This is a genomic window from Anaerotignum faecicola, assembly GCF_003865035.1.
Taxonomy (GTDB): domain Bacteria; phylum Bacillota; class Clostridia; order Lachnospirales; family Anaerotignaceae; genus Anaerotignum_A; species Anaerotignum_A faecicola.
In genome coordinates this window covers 174,898-189,088 of sequence record NZ_BHVZ01000002.1, presented here as the reverse complement: position 1 = coordinate 189,088, position 14,191 = coordinate 174,898, and the positions used below count along the sequence as shown (strand labels likewise).

Genomic DNA, 14,191 nt, shown 5'->3' with positions numbered 1-14,191 from the left:
AACGAAATGAAGGTAATCGGTTTGACAGGCGGCACGGGCAGCGGCAAAAGCGTTGTCAGCAAAAGCCTTGCGGCGGCAGGCGCAGTGGTGATTGATGCGGATAAAATTGCACATGAAATCATTTTAAAAGGCGAGCCCGCATATCAGGAAATTGTGAAGTATTACGGAACGGGAATTTTGGATGCAAAAGGAAATATCATCCGCAGAAGGCTGGGGGAAATTGTATTCCATGATGCCGAAAAGCTGGCATTTTTGAACCAATGCACCCATAAATATATCTGTGCGGAGGTGGACAGACAGATTGCCAAGGCGGAGAAGGAAAACACCGCCAAGGCAGTGATTCTGGATGCGCCGCTTCTGCTTGAGGCAGGTCTGGAAAGCCGCTGTGATATGGTCTGGGTGGTCTATGCCGATCCGGAGGTGCGCGCAAAACGCGTGATGGCACGCGATGGTGTCAGCTATGACCTTGCCAAGGCGCGCATTGCCAACCAGAAAAGCTGGGAGGAATATAAGAAGTCGGCATCGGTTGTGATTGATAACAGTAAAGAGCTTGCCTATTTACAGGGGCAGTTGGATGAAATTTTAAAAACAATATAAAAGGAAGCAAGGAACAATGATTCGATGTATCAGGAAATTGTTTACGCTGGCGGTGGTTCTGGTGCTGCTGGCGGCGTTTGGCTATAGTGTGGTTTTGCCGCGTGTGCTGCCTTTGCAGTATCGGGATATTGTGGAGCAGTATGCGGCGGAATATGGCTTGGAGGAGGCCTTTGTGTATGGTGTGATTTTCTGCGAAAGCCATTTTGAGCCGGATGTCATATCTTCTGCGGATGCCGTTGGGCTGATGCAGGTGACGGAGGAAACGGGAAAATGGGCGGCGGCACAGATGGGACTTGATCCCGCAACCATTGACCTGACCGATCCGGATACGAATATCCATATCGGTTGCTGGTATTTAAGCTGGCTGACAGAAAAATTCGGCGGTGTTTCGGAAACCGTTCTGGCAGGCTATAACGCAGGGCATGGCAGCGTGGCGCGGTGGCTTGCGGATGAGGAAATGAGCTGGGACGGCATTACGCTGGATGAAATTCCATACGAGGAAACGAAAAGCTATGTGAAACGAGTGAAGCTGGCGGAGCAGGCATATCGGCTGCGGCTGCGCCTGCAAGCGTATCTGGAGGAAACTCCGCTTGGTGTGTATGCAGACAGAACTGCGGATTTGGAAGGAAATGAAGAATGATGAAAAAAAGGATTTTTCTCCTTTTGCTGATTTTCTGCCTTGGGCTTGGCGGCTGTGGCAAGAAGGAGGAGCAAACGAAGAAGAAAACGACAGCAACAGAGGAGACGGGCGTTGCATCCAAAGAGGCAATGCTGACGCTTTCCATGCGGATTCCGGAAACGCTGAATCCGTTGCTGAACAGAGAAGAAACGGTTGATCGTATCCTCAAGCTGCTGTTTCTTCCGCTGGTTGATTTTGACGAAAGCGGCAAGGCATGCCCTGCCGTGGCGCAGGATTGGGAATTTTCGGCGGATGGCAGAAGCCTTTCCATGAATCTGAACAGCAATATCAGATGGCAGGATGGAACAGCACTGACGGCAGATGATGTGGTCTATTCCGTCAATACCCTGCGAAATGCTCCGGAGGATGCGGTGTATAAGCAGGTGATGAATTATGTGAGCGGCTGCAGCAAAACGGGAACGAATTCCGTTGTGATTACCTTCCGCGACAGCTTCAGCTCAAATATTGATGCGCTGCGATTTCCGGTTATTCCTGCCGGCTATTACAGCGGACAGGGCGATACGGGCACGAAGCCTGTCGGGGATGGCCCGTATGAAATAGAATCCTATCAGCAGGCATCGGAAATGAAGCTGAAGGCAAGTGCGTCCTATTATGGGAGCACGCCGCAGATTTCCGAAATTCGCGTGAAGATGACCGCCGGAGAGGAAACGGATATCAACGCGTTTGAGCAGGGCATGACGGATGTGCTTGTGACAAACGCCATGGATGCAGGCAAATACGCAGACGAAAGCGTTTCGGGGATGCACCAGTTTACCTCAAATCAGTATGATTTTATCGGCTTCAACTTCCGCAAGGAGCTTTGGAAGGATAAATCTGTCAGACAGGCGGTTGCGTATGCGGTGCCGCGGGATAACCTTAAGGAAAGCGTGTATCTGAATTATGCCGCCATGACGAATACGCCCATCAACCCGAAAAGCTGGCTTTACGAGGAAAACGTGGCGACGTATGAATATAACCCCACAATGGCGACAACCTTCCTGAAAAACAGCGGCTGGACGGATGCGGATAAGGATGGCAAGCTGGAAAAGGAAATCAGCGGCATAAGGCAGAGCCTGCGCGCGACCATTCTGGTAAATCAGGAAAATACGGGGCGGGTACAGATTGCCTCGAAGCTGAAGGAGGAGCTGACGGCAATCGGCTTTGAGGTGACACTGGACAAGGTGGACTTTGAAACCTATCAGCAGAGATTGGAGAGCGGACAGTTTGACCTTGTGGTGGGCGGCTGGAAATGCTCAGAGGTGACGGATTTAACGCCGTTTTTCGGCACGGGCGGCAGTTTGAATTATATCGGCTACAGCGACGCGGATATGGATACCCTGCTGACGGCGGCAAGGACGGCAGTCGGCGAAGGGCAGACGCTCCTGGCTTATAGCAGTTTGCAGAAAAAGCTTGCCGAGGAGCTGCCTTATATCAGCATTGCCTACCGCAATCAGGCGGTTTTTGCATCTAAAAATATCGGAGGAGAAGTGCATCCTGTGGAAAGCAATGTGTTCCGTGGGATTGAAGCGTGGACGTATCAGAAGGGGGAATAAGGATGTCTGAAATCAGAACAAATCCTTTTACGGGCGAGATGTCACTTTATGCGGAGAACAGAAGAAATCGCCCCTATGAATTTGTCCATAATACAGAAAGAAAACATGCAAACAGCGAGAAATGCCCCTTCTGCGGCGGACATGAGGCATGGACACCGGATGCCATTTATCAGGATGGCCCCAACGGGGCATGGCAGATGCGCGTGTTTCCGAATAAATTTCCGACTGTCCGAGAGGATTGCACGGATGCGGCAGAGGAGCCGTTTTATACCCAGACCGCAGGAAGGGGAAGGCATGAGATTCTGGTGGATACGCCTGACCATGATGCTACGATTGATACCTTCGATGCGGCGCATATCGCAAGCATTTTGCAGGTATTACAGGATAGGCTGCATTTTTTTCGCAATCGTGCAGATACGCAGTATGTGCAGATTTTTAAAAACTGCGGGCCCTCCGCAGGGATGAGCATGCACCATTCGCATTGGCAGGTGGTGGGGCTGCCTGTTGTGCCGAAGCGTGCGGCAACCATGGCGGAGGCTATGCACAGAGAGGACTGCCTGTTCTGCAAAATGCTTGCCTACGAAAAGGAAACGAACAGGCGTATTGTGGCGGAAACAGAGCATTTTCTTGCGCTTACGCCCTACGCCGGACGCTTTGCCTATGAGCTCTGGCTTGCCCCGAAGGCACATCAGCGTGATTTTGGCGAAATGAGCGCGGAAGAACGGCAGGAGCTTGCGGCACTTTTGCGGAAGATGCTTGGAAGGGTAACGGGGATTCGTGAGGATATTGGCTATAACATTTGCGTGATGGATGGCCCGAGAGATACGGATTTCCATTGGCATATTGAGATTTTGCCAAGAATCGGCGGCTTTGCCGGGTTTGAATTTGCGACCGATTGCTATATCTGCATGGTCAGCCCCGAAAATGCCGCGGTGTATTATCGGAAAGAGGAAGCAGAATAAAAAATAGAAAATGAAAAAGGGCGTTTCTCAAAGAAAGAGAAGCGTCCTTTTTGGTTAGAGTGATTTTTGTTACAGTAATTCCTTGTAATCGCGGAAGGAGCAGTCTGCCAGTGCGGTGATTTTATCCACATCCGTCTGTCCGCGAAAGTCCTCATCCAGAACGGCATATACCCGGAAGCCTGCCGCCTTTGCGCCTCTTACTGCATAGAGCGCATCCTCGAATACGGCAGTTTCCTCCAATGTGCCACCCATTTTTTCCATGGCGGTCAGAAATGCCTTACCGTCCTCCTTGTAAACCCCCAGCTCTGTGCAGGTCAGGATGCAGTCGAAATATTTGCGGATATCCAGACGGTCTAACGCAGGCTGGATATACCCTGCTTCGGATGCTGTGAGGATGCACATCTTCACACCCTTTTTTGCCATTGCCTCCAGATATTCCTTCGCGGAGGGACGCAGGGGAATGGTGTATTTATATGCGTCTGTTACATAGGATGTAATTTCATCCACAATCTGCTGTGCGTCAAACGGAACGCCTAAATCATTCCTGAAATATTCCGCCGTCTGGTAAAGCGTCAGTGTTTTTACAACATCATGGATATCCTCCGGCACTGCAAAGCCGTGTTTTTCCAGAAAAGCTGCGCCGGTGCCGTGCCATGTGGGCATGGAATCAATAAGAGTGCCGTCTAAATCAAAAATAATATACTTCATGTTTAAAATTCCTTTTCTTATCTGTATTTGTCGATTTTTTTCGTTGGTGGTCAATGCGCCTGCAAAAATTTTAGCATTTTTCGTGGAAATTGACAAGAGCGAGATGGGCGGCGAAAAATGGCGATTCTGATTTATTCCCTTTGGAAATATATTGTTAGAAAAAACAACGCGGAGGGAATTTCGTATGAAGGCTTGGAAACGGATACATATCACAAAAAAACGGGCGGCATGCGGCGTGCTGGGGCTTTTGCTGCTTGCGGCGGCGTATATGGGCGTGCCAAGGGCGGCGGAGAAGGTTTTTGCCGTTGCAGAGGGGGAAAGAAGGCTGCCGATTTATTGCGTGCAGACGGAGAAGCCGCAGGTTTCCGTTAGCTTCGATGCGGCTTGGGGAGCCGATGATACGGATGAGCTGCTGCGGATTCTGAAGGAAAATGACGTAAAGGCAACATTTTTTCTTTGCGGCTATTGGGTGGAAAAATATCCGGAGGAGGTGAAGAAAATCGCCGCGGAAGGGCACGATTTGGGTAACCATTCCGCTACACATCCGCACATGAGCCGGATTTCCTCCGAGGAAATTGCACAGGAATTGCAGAAGTGTCATGAAAATGTGAAGAAGCTTACGGGAGTGGAGATGGAACTGTTTCGCCCGCCCTTTGGGGAATATGATAACCATGTGATTGAAACAGCGGAGCAGAATGGGTATTATACCATTCAGTGGGATGTGGACAGTCTGGATTGGAAGGAACAGGGAGCGGAGGTGGAGATCAGGCAGGTGTTGGAGCATAAGCATCTGGGCAATGGCTCCATCATTCTGTTCCACAATGATGCGAAATACACCCCTAAGGTATTGGACACGATTCTCAAGGGAATCAAGGAAAAGGGGTTTGAGATTGTGCCGATTTCCCAGTTAATTCATCGGGAGAATTTCGAGATGGATCATGAGGGACGGCAGATTCCGAAAGGTAAAGATGTATAAAATCAGTCTGAATACGAGAGAAGTTATAAACAACAGGCGTATTCCGATACTGTATTTTTAGGCAATCAGGGGTGCAATGTTCGATTTCGAACACTGCACCCCTTGTTTGTCCATTGTTCTCTTTGGACTTTTTTTATAAGATAAAAATGATGAAACAATAATTCGTCCACACCTACAATGCCGAGGTTTGGATGGATGGCTCTGTTGGAGTGTTTCTCTGAAATGAAAACATCAGAGGGAAGCCCGGAGGTTTGGTCGGTACCAATGGGGCGGCATTCTTCCGACAGCAATTTGCTGCGGATAAAATCACCTGAGGACAGAGCGGAAAGAAAGGAAGAAAGACTATGAACGTTGCAAATACCATCAAAAAATTGGGTCTGGAACAGGCGTTTGATTACCTGTATAAAGACCCGGAAAACAACCTGCTGAAGCTAATGAATTGGGCGGACAAATTTTCCGATGGGGAATTTGTATCCCAACGTAAGGCAATTCGGGAAGCAATAGAAAATCCTGCGCACCCTTACCATGACTATATCCTGCATATCATCCATGATATCGACCCGGAGGTCATGAAAACGTTAGCTGTTAATTTCTTCATCAATGCCAGCTTAATCGGCTGGTCGAAGCAGGAAGAAAACCGAGCAAAGTATAACTGTAATGTTCCCTGGGCGATTCTTTTGGACCCTACATCTGCCTGCAATCTGCACTGCACCGGATGTTGGGCTGCCGAGTATGGCAATAAGCTGAATCTTACCTTTGATGAGATTGACAGCATTATTCAGCAAGGCAAGAAATTGGGTGTCTATATGTATATCTATACCGGCGGTGAGCCGCTGACGAGAAAGAATGATCTGATTCGGCTGTGCGAAAAGCATAATGATTGTGTATTCCTTTGCTTTACGAATGCGACATTGATTGATGAAAAGTTTGCCGATGAAATGCTGCGCGTGAAGAACTTTATTCCTGCCATTTCTTTGGAGGGGGACGAGGTTTCCACGGACAGCCGCCGCGGACAAGGAACCTATCAGAAGGTCGTTCGGGCAATGAAGTTGCTGCATGAGAAAAAGCTGCCCTACGGCATTTCCTCTTGTTATACCAGCGTGAATTACGAGAAGATTACATCGGATACATACTATAACAGTCTGATTGACATGGGTGCTTATTTCATCTGGTACTTCCATTATATGCCGGTTGGCAATGATGCTGCGCCTGAACTGCTGCCAAATCCCAAGCAGCGTGAAACCGTTTATCACCGTATTCGCCATCTGCGTGCCACGAAGCCTTTGTTCGCCATGGACTTTCAAAATGATGCGGAATATGTGGGCGGATGTATTGCCGGAGGCAAGCGGTATCTGCATATCAATGCAAACGGGGATGTAGATCCTTGCGTGTTCGTGCATTATTCCAACGCTAACATTCGGGAATGTACGCTGTTAGAGGCACTGCAAAGCCCGATTTTTATGGCATATCATGATAATATGCCTTTTAATGATAATATGCTCCAACCTTGCCCTATGCTGGAAAACCCGGAACGCCTGCGGAAAATGGTTGCGGAAACCGGCGCACATTCCACCGATCCGCAATCTCCGGAAACGGCGGATCATCTGTGTGGGAAGTGTGATTCCTATGCGAAGTGCTGGGCACCGGAGGCTGAACGGCTCTGGAGGGCTGAACAGGAAGAAAAAAAGCACATATAAAGGATGAGCGCCGCAGGAGACTGCGGCGCTTGCTTATTCTTTTATAGCCGACTTAACGGCAGTCTGCCCGATGGATTTTTGTAGAGCGCGAGTTTCTACGCCCTCCATTAAGGAGCAGATTCGTTCGATATCCGTTTCCAGATCATACTGCATTTCGGCATCCAGCCAATCCAGTAAATAGCCGACTACGATACACTTATAATGGTGATTCAGGATTTCGGCATCCCTTGCGGGAATGGAAATCGTTTTGGAAATACTGGCAAAATATGCATTGACCGCGTGCTGTGTCAGTCGGTTGATATAAAACAGAAAGGTTTCCAAGGGGACTGCGCGGTATACATGAAGGATTGCTTGCTTATGTGCCTCCCCATATTGCAGAACAGGCTTAATGCAGTCCAATGGGCGACCCGGTGTGTAATGGTACGCAATCAGAGCGTTGACCTTTTCCTCCATCATTTCCAAAAGCAGGGAGGGAATATCCGGAAAATGATAATAAAAGGTGTTCCGGTTGATGTCGCAACGGTTTACGATATCTTTCACTGTAATTTTATTGATAGGGCGTTCTTCTAAAAGCTGAGCAAACGCCTCTATAATAGAAGCTCGTGTTCGTCGCATATTAACCTCCAGACTATACGGCTTGAGTTCATCCAAATTAGTTGCCTGTTTTATTCCATCGTTCTACAATAGCAGACAATATAATGGGATTATAACAAAAATTGCTTTGGAAAACAAGAAAACATCGCTGGAATTGGGAAATGCAAATGGTATGGGGGATAAAAACAGGAAAAATCGGATGCATGGATAATCGGCTGCATGGCTGCATGAAGAGAAGCCGTAAAACGAAGGACAATTTCCATTTCCTGTGTATGCAGATAGGGAAGATTTATTGCTGTGGAAAAGGAAGATGGGATTATTGTACCAAAAAAGAGAAAGAACCACAATATTTAGTTTTCAACATTCTTGTACATACTAAATATCGTGGTTTTCATTCAAATAAAAAATCATCCGACGCATTTCTTACAGGGGGTCAGCCCTCTTGCGAGTGCCTTCTCCAGTGTAGATGCAATATAGGTACCGCCATTGCAGGAGCCGCTATAGTGGTACCGTTTTCCCGTGGGGGTAACATAGACGGTAGTGGATTTTTTCGATACCGTCTGTGTGTTTTTATTCTGTGCAGCAAGGCGTTCTTGTTCCGCCTTTTGTGCTGCCCTCTGCGCGGCAAGGCGTTCTTCCTCTGCCTTTCTGGCTGCCTGCTGTTTCTGCAGTTCAGCGGCATAAGCGGCGGCATCCGCATTATCGGTAAAGATGGAAACCAACTGATTATAGCTGTCCCAATACACCTTGCAGTCCAGACTTTCCGCAACAAAGCGGACAGGCACCATCGTACGCCCGTTTACGGCAACGGCAGGCGTATCCAGACTGTGGCTGACACCGTTGATGAAGGCGTTTTTTTCGTTCAGATAGAGGGTAATGGTTTTATCCTCCTTCTGCGCGGTGATGCCTCTGGTGTAGTTGTTCCATTCGACAGCGGCACCAAGTCCTTCAAAAATAGAGCGCATAGGAACCATGGTGCGCCCATTGATTACTGTTGGGGAAACATCCATTTGCAGGGGCTTGCGGTCAATATTAACATCGGCGGCAAAGGCAGTCAACGGTGTGAAGGTACAGAGCGCTGCCAGAAACAGGGCAATCCATTTTTTTGATTTTTTCATGTGTAACACCTCTTTTTGTGATAAAACGAATCTATATAGCCTTATTATATCACAAAAGATGACAATTTAACAGAGAAAGTCGATTTATTTCGGCAGTCTCTGTCGCACCACCTCATACAGCAGTACCCCTGCGGCAACAGAAGCATTCAGGCTTTCTGCCTGCCCCGGCATGGGAATTTTCACCCACGCATCGCAGAGTGCGGCGGCATCCTCACTGAGACCGCGTGCCTCGTTGCCAATGAGAAAGGCACAGGCATCCTGTAAGGGCAGAGCATAGGGATAGCGATTGCCCTTCAGATGTGCGGCGTAAAGCGGAATCTGCTTTGCCTGCATTTTTTCCGAAAGGGCATGCAGGTCGATATTTTGGAAGACAGGCACATGGAACAGACTGCCCATGGTGGCGCGCAGTACCTTCGGGTTATAAAGATCAACACTGCCCTTGCTGAGAAAAACGGCATCTGCGCCGCAGGCATCCGCCGTACGAATGACCGTCCCCAGATTGCCGGGGTCATTCAGCTCTTCCGCCAGAAGGAGAAAGGGCGTTTTTTTCGCAAGCACCGCATCTGCATCCCAATCCAGCTTTTTGCAGACCGCCAGAATTCCCTGTGGGTTTTCCGTATCGCAGACGGCGGCAAAGAGTGCATCTGTCAGACAAAGTACCTCTGCCTTTTCTTCGTAGAGGGAAAGGTCGTTTTCTGCGGCAAAGGCATTGCTGACCGCATACGCAAGCACCTCCCAATTCTTCGGGATTTCGCGGATAAAGCGCAGTCCCTCCGCAATGAAAAGCCCCTCCTTATCGCGATTTTTCTTTATTTTTAAGCCGTTCAGCCGCTTGATCCATTTGTTGTCGCGGCTTTCGATTCGTTTCATGGTATCACCTCGCTTTCTATGATAAAGGAGAAGCGCCTGCTTTGCAAGAAAAAGGATGCAAGCGACGGGAAAATATGGTACAATCAGGGCAAAGAGAGCAGAAAAAGGAGGTTTTTACCTATGACACCACAGGAAAAAAGAAAAGAGCTTTTGAGCGCAACCCTGTTGAAAAAGCTGGAACGCCGCCATTTTGAAGCATACTACTGTCCTACAGCGACAGAAGCCATCGAAAAGGTGCTGTCCCTCATTCCGGAAGGCAGCAGCATCACATGGGGCGGCTCCATGACCATTCGCGATATGGGGCTGACAAAGGCGGTAAAGGAAGGCAATTATAACGTGATTGACAGAGATACCGCGGCGAATCCTGTAGAAATGCGCGAAATGATGCGTCAGGGACTCTTGTGCGATTACTATTTGACCAGCACCAATGCCATTTCCGAGGATGGCGTTCTGGTAAATATAGATGGGACAGGCAACCGTGTTGCGTCCATCTGCTTCGGGCCGAACAATGTGATTGTTCTGGCGAGCCTGAGCAAGGTGGCACAGGATGTGGATGCGGCAATCAAGCGCGTGAGAGGGTACGTTGCACCTGTCAACAGCATGCGTTTCATGGGAAAAACCCCCTGCGCGGTGGACGGCACCTGCCATAACTGCGTTTCCGAGGAATGTATCTGCAATCAGATTCTGGTGACAAGAGTCTGTCGTCCGGCAGGCAGAATTAAGGTGATTCTGATTGGCGAGGAATATGGATATTAAAAAGCTAAGTTGAAAACGGGCGCACCTTTAAGCCTTTCCGCATTTGTGGGAAGGCATTTTAAGTGGAAAGAGGGTTGCAAATGAACAAGCAAAAGCATATCAGTATTCGTATAGACGAAGAAGTATTGAAAAAATTTCATTATGTTTCCAGATACAACGGACGTTCCGCCAGCGGGCAGATTTTATACCTCATCAATCAATGTATTCGCGAATTTGAGAAGGAGCAGGGCGAAATCGAATTGGAACGCCCGAACCCTTGATTTTTCTCCCCAATCTGCTACAATAATGAGGTTAGGAGAGTACGATTTACGAAGGAGAAAAAATAATGGAAGAAATGGTTTTTCAGATTGGGCCCATTCGTCCGCCCAGTGAGGCAAACAGCCTGCTTTTGCGCGTGACGGTGAACTGCCCTTGGAATAGATGTAAATTCTGTATGCTGTATAAAAAATACGATTTTCATACCCGTTCCGTTGCGGAGGTGAAGCAGGATATCGACACCATGGCGGAACTGCGTGACCGTATTTTGCAGTATAAAACGGCGAACGGCTGGGATATTCAGGCGATTAACAACGAATATCAGACCCTGACAACGGACGATCAGCGTTGGTGCTATCAGATGGTGTTCCGCTGGATGACGGAGGGAGACTGCAATTCCATCTTTTTGCAGGATGCGAATACGATGTGTCTGCGTGCGGATTGGCTTGCGGAAATTATCCGTTATGTGCGTGTGAAGCTGCCCGAAATCAAGCGAATTACCTCCTATGGCAGAGCAAACACGCTTGCGAAAATTACCCCGGAGGATTATAAAATGCTCAAGGAGGCAGGCTTAGACCGTATCCATTCCGGTTACGAATCGGGTTCCGATAAGGTGCTTGCGCTGATTGAAAAGGGCTGCACGCAGGAGGAACAGATTATCGGCGGCAGAAAGGTGAGAGAGGCAGGGATTGAGCTTTCTATCTACTTTATGCCCGGTGTCGGCGGCAGAGAGCTTTCCGATGACAACGCCATTGAAACGGCGAAGGTTATCAATGCGGTGAATCCGAATTTCGTCCGCCTGCGTACCTTTGTGCTGCGTACCGGCTCTCTGATGGAAGAGGTGCGCGATGCCGGCGGCTGGACGGAGGATACCGATATGAATAAGCTTTTGGAAATTCGCAAGCTCTTAGCGCATATCGACCCGACAAAGGCAAACGGCAGAATCACAAGCGACCACATCATTAACCTTTTACAGGAGGTCAACGGTGATATGGATACAGACCTGCCCTGGATGCTGGAATATATTGATTCCTTCCTTGCCCTGCCCAAGCTGGAGCAGAGAAAATATCAGATGGCGCGCCGCATGGGCTTCCCTCTGGACTGGAAGCAGCTTTGGCGGATGCGCGAGAGCGACCGGAAAATCGTTGAGGATTTGGCGAAAAATATCGTAGATGAAAAGGATTGGGAAAAGAAACTCCATACCTACATGGATCATTATATTTAAGGAGGTGCCGCAATGGCAAGAGAAACAGTTTTTACGGCAATTATCCCTGCAATTTTAATCTTCTTTCTGGTTTTCTTTAACATCAGAAAAATGCAGAAGCAGGCGAAGATTATGAAAATGGAGCATGAAGGCAAATGCGGCGGAGGCTGTGCAGGCTGCGCCCATAGCAAAAGCTGTCATTCCGAGAAGAAAGAATTATAAGAAAAAAAGAATCACCTCAAACTGATTTTTCTGTCAGCTTGAGGTGTTTTTTTATGCTTCTCCCTTTGTTTTGCTTTCGTGCTCGTTGCGGTAGCGCGTCATTAAGCCGTGGAACAGCTCTTCTGCCGTCGGGGGCGTAAAGCTGATGGCATTTGCGCCTGCCGCTACGGTTTCGCGGATGCTTTCCTTCGAGGGACCGCCTGTTGCAATGATGGGCAGGTCGGGGTAGCGTTCGCGCAGAATCCGCACTACCTCCGGCGTGCGTGCCGCGGCAGATACATTGAAAATCGTCGCACCTGCTTCCAGACGGGCATCGATGTCCGTATTTTCATCCAGAACGGTTACAACAATGGGAATATCAATGATATCTGCAATTTGTGCGATGACATCGTTCGTTGTCGGCGCATTTACCACAACTGCCATTGCCCCGAAGGCTTCGGCATCCTTTGCAAGCATGACAACGCGCGCACCTGTGGTTGTGCCGCCGCCTACGCCGCAGAAAACGGGCAGGCTGGAGGTGGAAACAATCGCATCTGCAATAATCTGCTGGGGCGTAAAGGGATACACCGCAAGCACAGCATCTGCGTTGCAGTTGCGAATGATGGCAATATCAGTAGAAAAAATCAAGGACTTGATGCGTCGCCCCATAATCACAATCCCACTGGCGGCATAAATTTCATCCGGCATGGTTACGATATGGTGGCTTCTCAGCTTTGTCTTGACGTGGGGAATCTTTTTTTCACGGTCGAGCTTGATATGGTTCATTGGGGCACTTCCTTTCTGCATTTTATTTTTCCTAGCGTTCTTCTATATTATACGGTAGAGAAAATACACTTGTCAATAAATATGGAAGGAACTGGAAGGCTGTCGCCGTACTTGACAGCAGGACGCTTTTTCATTAAACTGTAAAAAAGAAAAGGATAAGAGTTTTTTTAAAGGAGGATGACCTTGGAGACTTATATAGGTCTGATACTTTCCGCTTTGCTCAACATCATTTCGTTGGTGCTGATTGGGAGGTATCGCGTACAGAAAAAAGAAAAAGATGTGACGGAGGAGGAAATCCGTCAGATGGTGGACGCAGGCGGCAACAGCGGTACGATTGATGAAAACGTGAAGGAGATGCTTAACAATATCTTTGAGCTGAGCAACAGCTCCGCAGGTGATATTGCCACCCATAGAACCGATATTGTTGCTGTTCCCGTGGATGCAACTCTGGAGGAAATCAAAAATGTCACGGCGGAGGAAAAATATTCCCGTATCGTGGTGTATGATGATAATATTGATAATATTGTCGGGGTGTACCATGTGAAGGATATGGTGAAATATATCCTTGCGGACGTAACCCGTGTGGAGGAGGGGCATTTCCATCTGAAGGAAATCCTTATGAAGCCTTATTTTATTCCATTTTCCAAAAAGGTGGACGAGCTGCTTGCGGAAATGAAGGTGAAGAAGGTACACATGGCAATCGTCATTGATGAATACGGCGGCACGGCAGGCATTGTCACCATGGAGGATATCATGGAGGAAATCTTCGGGAATATCTTCGATGAATATGATGAGGAAGAGGAAGAGGACATCACCGAGGTTTCGGAGGGTGTTTACCGCATTGACGGCTCGACCGATTTGCAGGACGTAGAGGAACAGCTTGGGATTACCTTCGAGGAAAATGAGGATTACGATACCCTTGGCGGCTATCTTATCGGGCAGCTGGGGCATATCCCTGAGGAGGGTGAAACGATAGAAATGAAGCTTTGCGGCTGGCTCTTTAGCGTAGAGCTGTTTGAGGAGAAGCGTATCCTCAAGGTTCTGGCAACAAAGCTGCCGGAGGAGGAAAAGGAAGAAGCCGAATCAGAAGAAAAGGCTGACGAGGAATAAAAAAACGGACACGATTGATTTTTTCGGTCGTGTCTTTTTTTGCGCCTGCACAGAATCTGCACAGAAGATTTTGTCCATCCATACCTTAAAGTAGAACATAAAAAGCAGAACGCAAGGAAAGGATG

Annotated in this window: 16 protein-coding genes; 11 read left to right on the top strand and 5 right to left on the bottom strand. The window is 48.5% G+C overall.

The window, feature by feature from the left end; translation table 11 throughout:
* Window positions 1-6: 6 nt before the first annotated feature.
* The 4 genes from coaE to EJE48_RS06710 are packed head-to-tail and all read left to right on the top strand — an operon-like array spanning window position 7 to window position 3,791.
* Complete coding sequence (gene coaE, locus EJE48_RS06725) at window positions 7-597, top strand: dephospho-CoA kinase (RefSeq protein ID WP_118579446.1); 591 nt, start codon at window positions 7-9, stop codon at window positions 595-597.
* Window positions 598-613: 16 nt separating this feature from the next.
* Window positions 614-1,237, top strand: coding sequence for a lytic transglycosylase domain-containing protein (locus EJE48_RS06720; RefSeq protein ID WP_124984433.1), 624 nt, complete (start codon window positions 614-616; stop codon window positions 1,235-1,237).
* The gene (locus tag EJE48_RS06715) at window positions 1,234-2,829 is read left to right on the top strand and encodes an ABC transporter substrate-binding protein (protein ID WP_124984432.1); all 1,596 of its coding nucleotides are present in this window, start codon (window positions 1,234-1,236) and stop codon (window positions 2,827-2,829) included. The genes EJE48_RS06720 and EJE48_RS06715 overlap by 4 nt, the downstream gene beginning before the upstream one ends.
* Before the next feature lie 2 nt (window positions 2,830-2,831).
* Window positions 2,832-3,791, top strand: a complete 960-nt coding sequence (locus EJE48_RS06710; RefSeq protein ID WP_118579437.1) for a galactose-1-phosphate uridylyltransferase — start codon at window positions 2,832-2,834, stop codon at window positions 3,789-3,791.
* A 69-nt stretch (window positions 3,792-3,860) separates the two neighbouring features.
* Here EJE48_RS06710 and EJE48_RS06705 read toward each other — a convergent pair whose 3' ends face one another.
* A complete protein-coding gene (locus tag EJE48_RS06705) occupies window positions 3,861-4,499 on the bottom strand; it encodes an HAD family hydrolase (RefSeq protein WP_118579434.1) in 639 nt (212 codons plus the stop codon).
* Between the two features lie 184 nt (window positions 4,500-4,683).
* On the opposite strand from EJE48_RS06705, the gene EJE48_RS06700 reads away from it, so the two are divergent.
* Both EJE48_RS06700 and EJE48_RS06695 read left to right on the top strand, forming a co-directional pair.
* Window positions 4,684-5,475, top strand: coding sequence for a polysaccharide deacetylase family protein (locus EJE48_RS06700; RefSeq protein ID WP_016408038.1), 792 nt, complete (start codon window positions 4,684-4,686; stop codon window positions 5,473-5,475).
* Between the two features lie 344 nt (window positions 5,476-5,819).
* The gene (locus tag EJE48_RS06695; protein ID WP_016408037.1) at window positions 5,820-7,172 is read left to right on the top strand and encodes a radical SAM protein; all 1,353 of its coding nucleotides are present in this window, start codon (window positions 5,820-5,822) and stop codon (window positions 7,170-7,172) included.
* A gap of 33 nt (window positions 7,173-7,205) precedes the next feature.
* Here the strand turns inward: EJE48_RS06695 and EJE48_RS06690 are convergent, their stop codons facing one another.
* From EJE48_RS06690 to EJE48_RS06680, 3 genes are all read right to left on the bottom strand, one after another.
* A complete protein-coding gene (locus EJE48_RS06690; RefSeq protein WP_016408036.1) occupies window positions 7,206-7,787 on the bottom strand; it encodes a TetR/AcrR family transcriptional regulator in 582 nt (193 codons plus the stop codon).
* 386 nt (window positions 7,788-8,173) lie between these two features.
* Window positions 8,174-8,884 (bottom strand): copper amine oxidase N-terminal domain-containing protein, encoded by a 711-nt coding sequence (locus EJE48_RS06685; protein WP_016408035.1) that lies wholly within the window; start codon window positions 8,882-8,884, stop codon window positions 8,174-8,176.
* Between the two features lie 84 nt (window positions 8,885-8,968).
* Window positions 8,969-9,754: a TrmH family RNA methyltransferase gene (locus EJE48_RS06680; protein WP_118579293.1), complete on the bottom strand. Its 786-nt coding sequence runs from the start codon at window positions 9,752-9,754 to the stop codon at window positions 8,969-8,971.
* A gap of 120 nt (window positions 9,755-9,874) precedes the next feature.
* On the opposite strand from EJE48_RS06680, the gene EJE48_RS06675 reads away from it, so the two are divergent.
* The 4 genes from EJE48_RS06675 to EJE48_RS06660 all read left to right on the top strand — a co-directional run bounded on the left by EJE48_RS06675 (window position 9,875) and on the right by EJE48_RS06660 (window position 12,191).
* A complete protein-coding gene (locus EJE48_RS06675; protein WP_118579290.1) occupies window positions 9,875-10,510 on the top strand; it encodes a lactate utilization protein in 636 nt (211 codons plus the stop codon).
* A gap of 80 nt (window positions 10,511-10,590) precedes the next feature.
* Window positions 10,591-10,770: a hypothetical protein gene (locus tag EJE48_RS06670; RefSeq protein WP_016408032.1), complete on the top strand. Its 180-nt coding sequence runs from the start codon at window positions 10,591-10,593 to the stop codon at window positions 10,768-10,770.
* 65 nt (window positions 10,771-10,835) lie between these two features.
* On the top strand, window positions 10,836-11,990 hold the full coding sequence (locus tag EJE48_RS06665) for a radical SAM protein (RefSeq protein ID WP_124984431.1): 1,155 nt from the start codon (window positions 10,836-10,838) through the stop codon (window positions 11,988-11,990).
* 12 nt (window positions 11,991-12,002) lie between these two features.
* The gene (locus EJE48_RS06660) at window positions 12,003-12,191 is read left to right on the top strand and encodes a FeoB-associated Cys-rich membrane protein (protein ID WP_118579281.1); all 189 of its coding nucleotides are present in this window, start codon (window positions 12,003-12,005) and stop codon (window positions 12,189-12,191) included.
* 51 nt (window positions 12,192-12,242) lie between these two features.
* Here the strand turns inward: EJE48_RS06660 and EJE48_RS06655 are convergent, their stop codons facing one another.
* Complete coding sequence (locus EJE48_RS06655; protein ID WP_118579278.1) at window positions 12,243-12,956, bottom strand: beta/alpha barrel domain-containing protein; 714 nt, start codon at window positions 12,954-12,956, stop codon at window positions 12,243-12,245.
* 183 nt (window positions 12,957-13,139) lie between these two features.
* Here EJE48_RS06655 and EJE48_RS06650 point away from each other — a divergent pair, with 183 nt between their 5' ends.
* The gene (locus EJE48_RS06650) at window positions 13,140-14,066 is read left to right on the top strand and encodes a hemolysin family protein (protein ID WP_160117329.1); all 927 of its coding nucleotides are present in this window, start codon (window positions 13,140-13,142) and stop codon (window positions 14,064-14,066) included.
* Window positions 14,067-14,191: the final 125 nt, after the last annotated feature.

Excerpts from the sequence above, each read along its gene's own strand:
- EJE48_RS06655 (WP_118579278.1), bottom strand. The coding sequence starts at position 12,956 with ATGAACCATATCAAGCTCGACCGTGAAAAAAAGATTCCCCACGTCAAG.
- EJE48_RS06680 (WP_118579293.1), bottom strand. The coding sequence starts at position 9,754 with ATGAAACGAATCGAAAGCCGCGACAACAAATGGATCAAGCGGCTGAAC.
- EJE48_RS06715 (WP_124984432.1), top strand. The coding sequence starts at position 1,234 with ATGATGAAAAAAAGGATTTTTCTCCTTTTGCTGATTTTCTGCCTTGGG.
- EJE48_RS06675 (WP_118579290.1), top strand. The coding sequence starts at position 9,875 with ATGACACCACAGGAAAAAAGAAAAGAGCTTTTGAGCGCAACCCTGTTG.
- EJE48_RS06720 (WP_124984433.1), top strand. The coding sequence starts at position 614 with ATGATTCGATGTATCAGGAAATTGTTTACGCTGGCGGTGGTTCTGGTG.
- EJE48_RS06670 (WP_016408032.1), top strand. The coding sequence starts at position 10,591 with ATGAACAAGCAAAAGCATATCAGTATTCGTATAGACGAAGAAGTATTG.
- coaE (WP_118579446.1), top strand. The coding sequence starts at position 7 with ATGAAGGTAATCGGTTTGACAGGCGGCACGGGCAGCGGCAAAAGCGTT.
- EJE48_RS06685 (WP_016408035.1), bottom strand. The coding sequence starts at position 8,884 with ATGAAAAAATCAAAAAAATGGATTGCCCTGTTTCTGGCAGCGCTCTGT.
- EJE48_RS06665 (WP_124984431.1), top strand. The coding sequence starts at position 10,836 with ATGGAAGAAATGGTTTTTCAGATTGGGCCCATTCGTCCGCCCAGTGAG.
- EJE48_RS06710 (WP_118579437.1), top strand. The coding sequence starts at position 2,832 with ATGTCTGAAATCAGAACAAATCCTTTTACGGGCGAGATGTCACTTTAT.
- EJE48_RS06695 (WP_016408037.1), top strand. The coding sequence starts at position 5,820 with ATGAACGTTGCAAATACCATCAAAAAATTGGGTCTGGAACAGGCGTTT.
- EJE48_RS06700 (WP_016408038.1), top strand. The coding sequence starts at position 4,684 with ATGAAGGCTTGGAAACGGATACATATCACAAAAAAACGGGCGGCATGC.
- EJE48_RS06690 (WP_016408036.1), bottom strand. The coding sequence starts at position 7,787 with ATGCGACGAACACGAGCTTCTATTATAGAGGCGTTTGCTCAGCTTTTA.
- EJE48_RS06660 (WP_118579281.1), top strand. The coding sequence starts at position 12,003 with ATGGCAAGAGAAACAGTTTTTACGGCAATTATCCCTGCAATTTTAATC.
- EJE48_RS06705 (WP_118579434.1), bottom strand. The coding sequence starts at position 4,499 with ATGAAGTATATTATTTTTGATTTAGACGGCACTCTTATTGATTCCATG.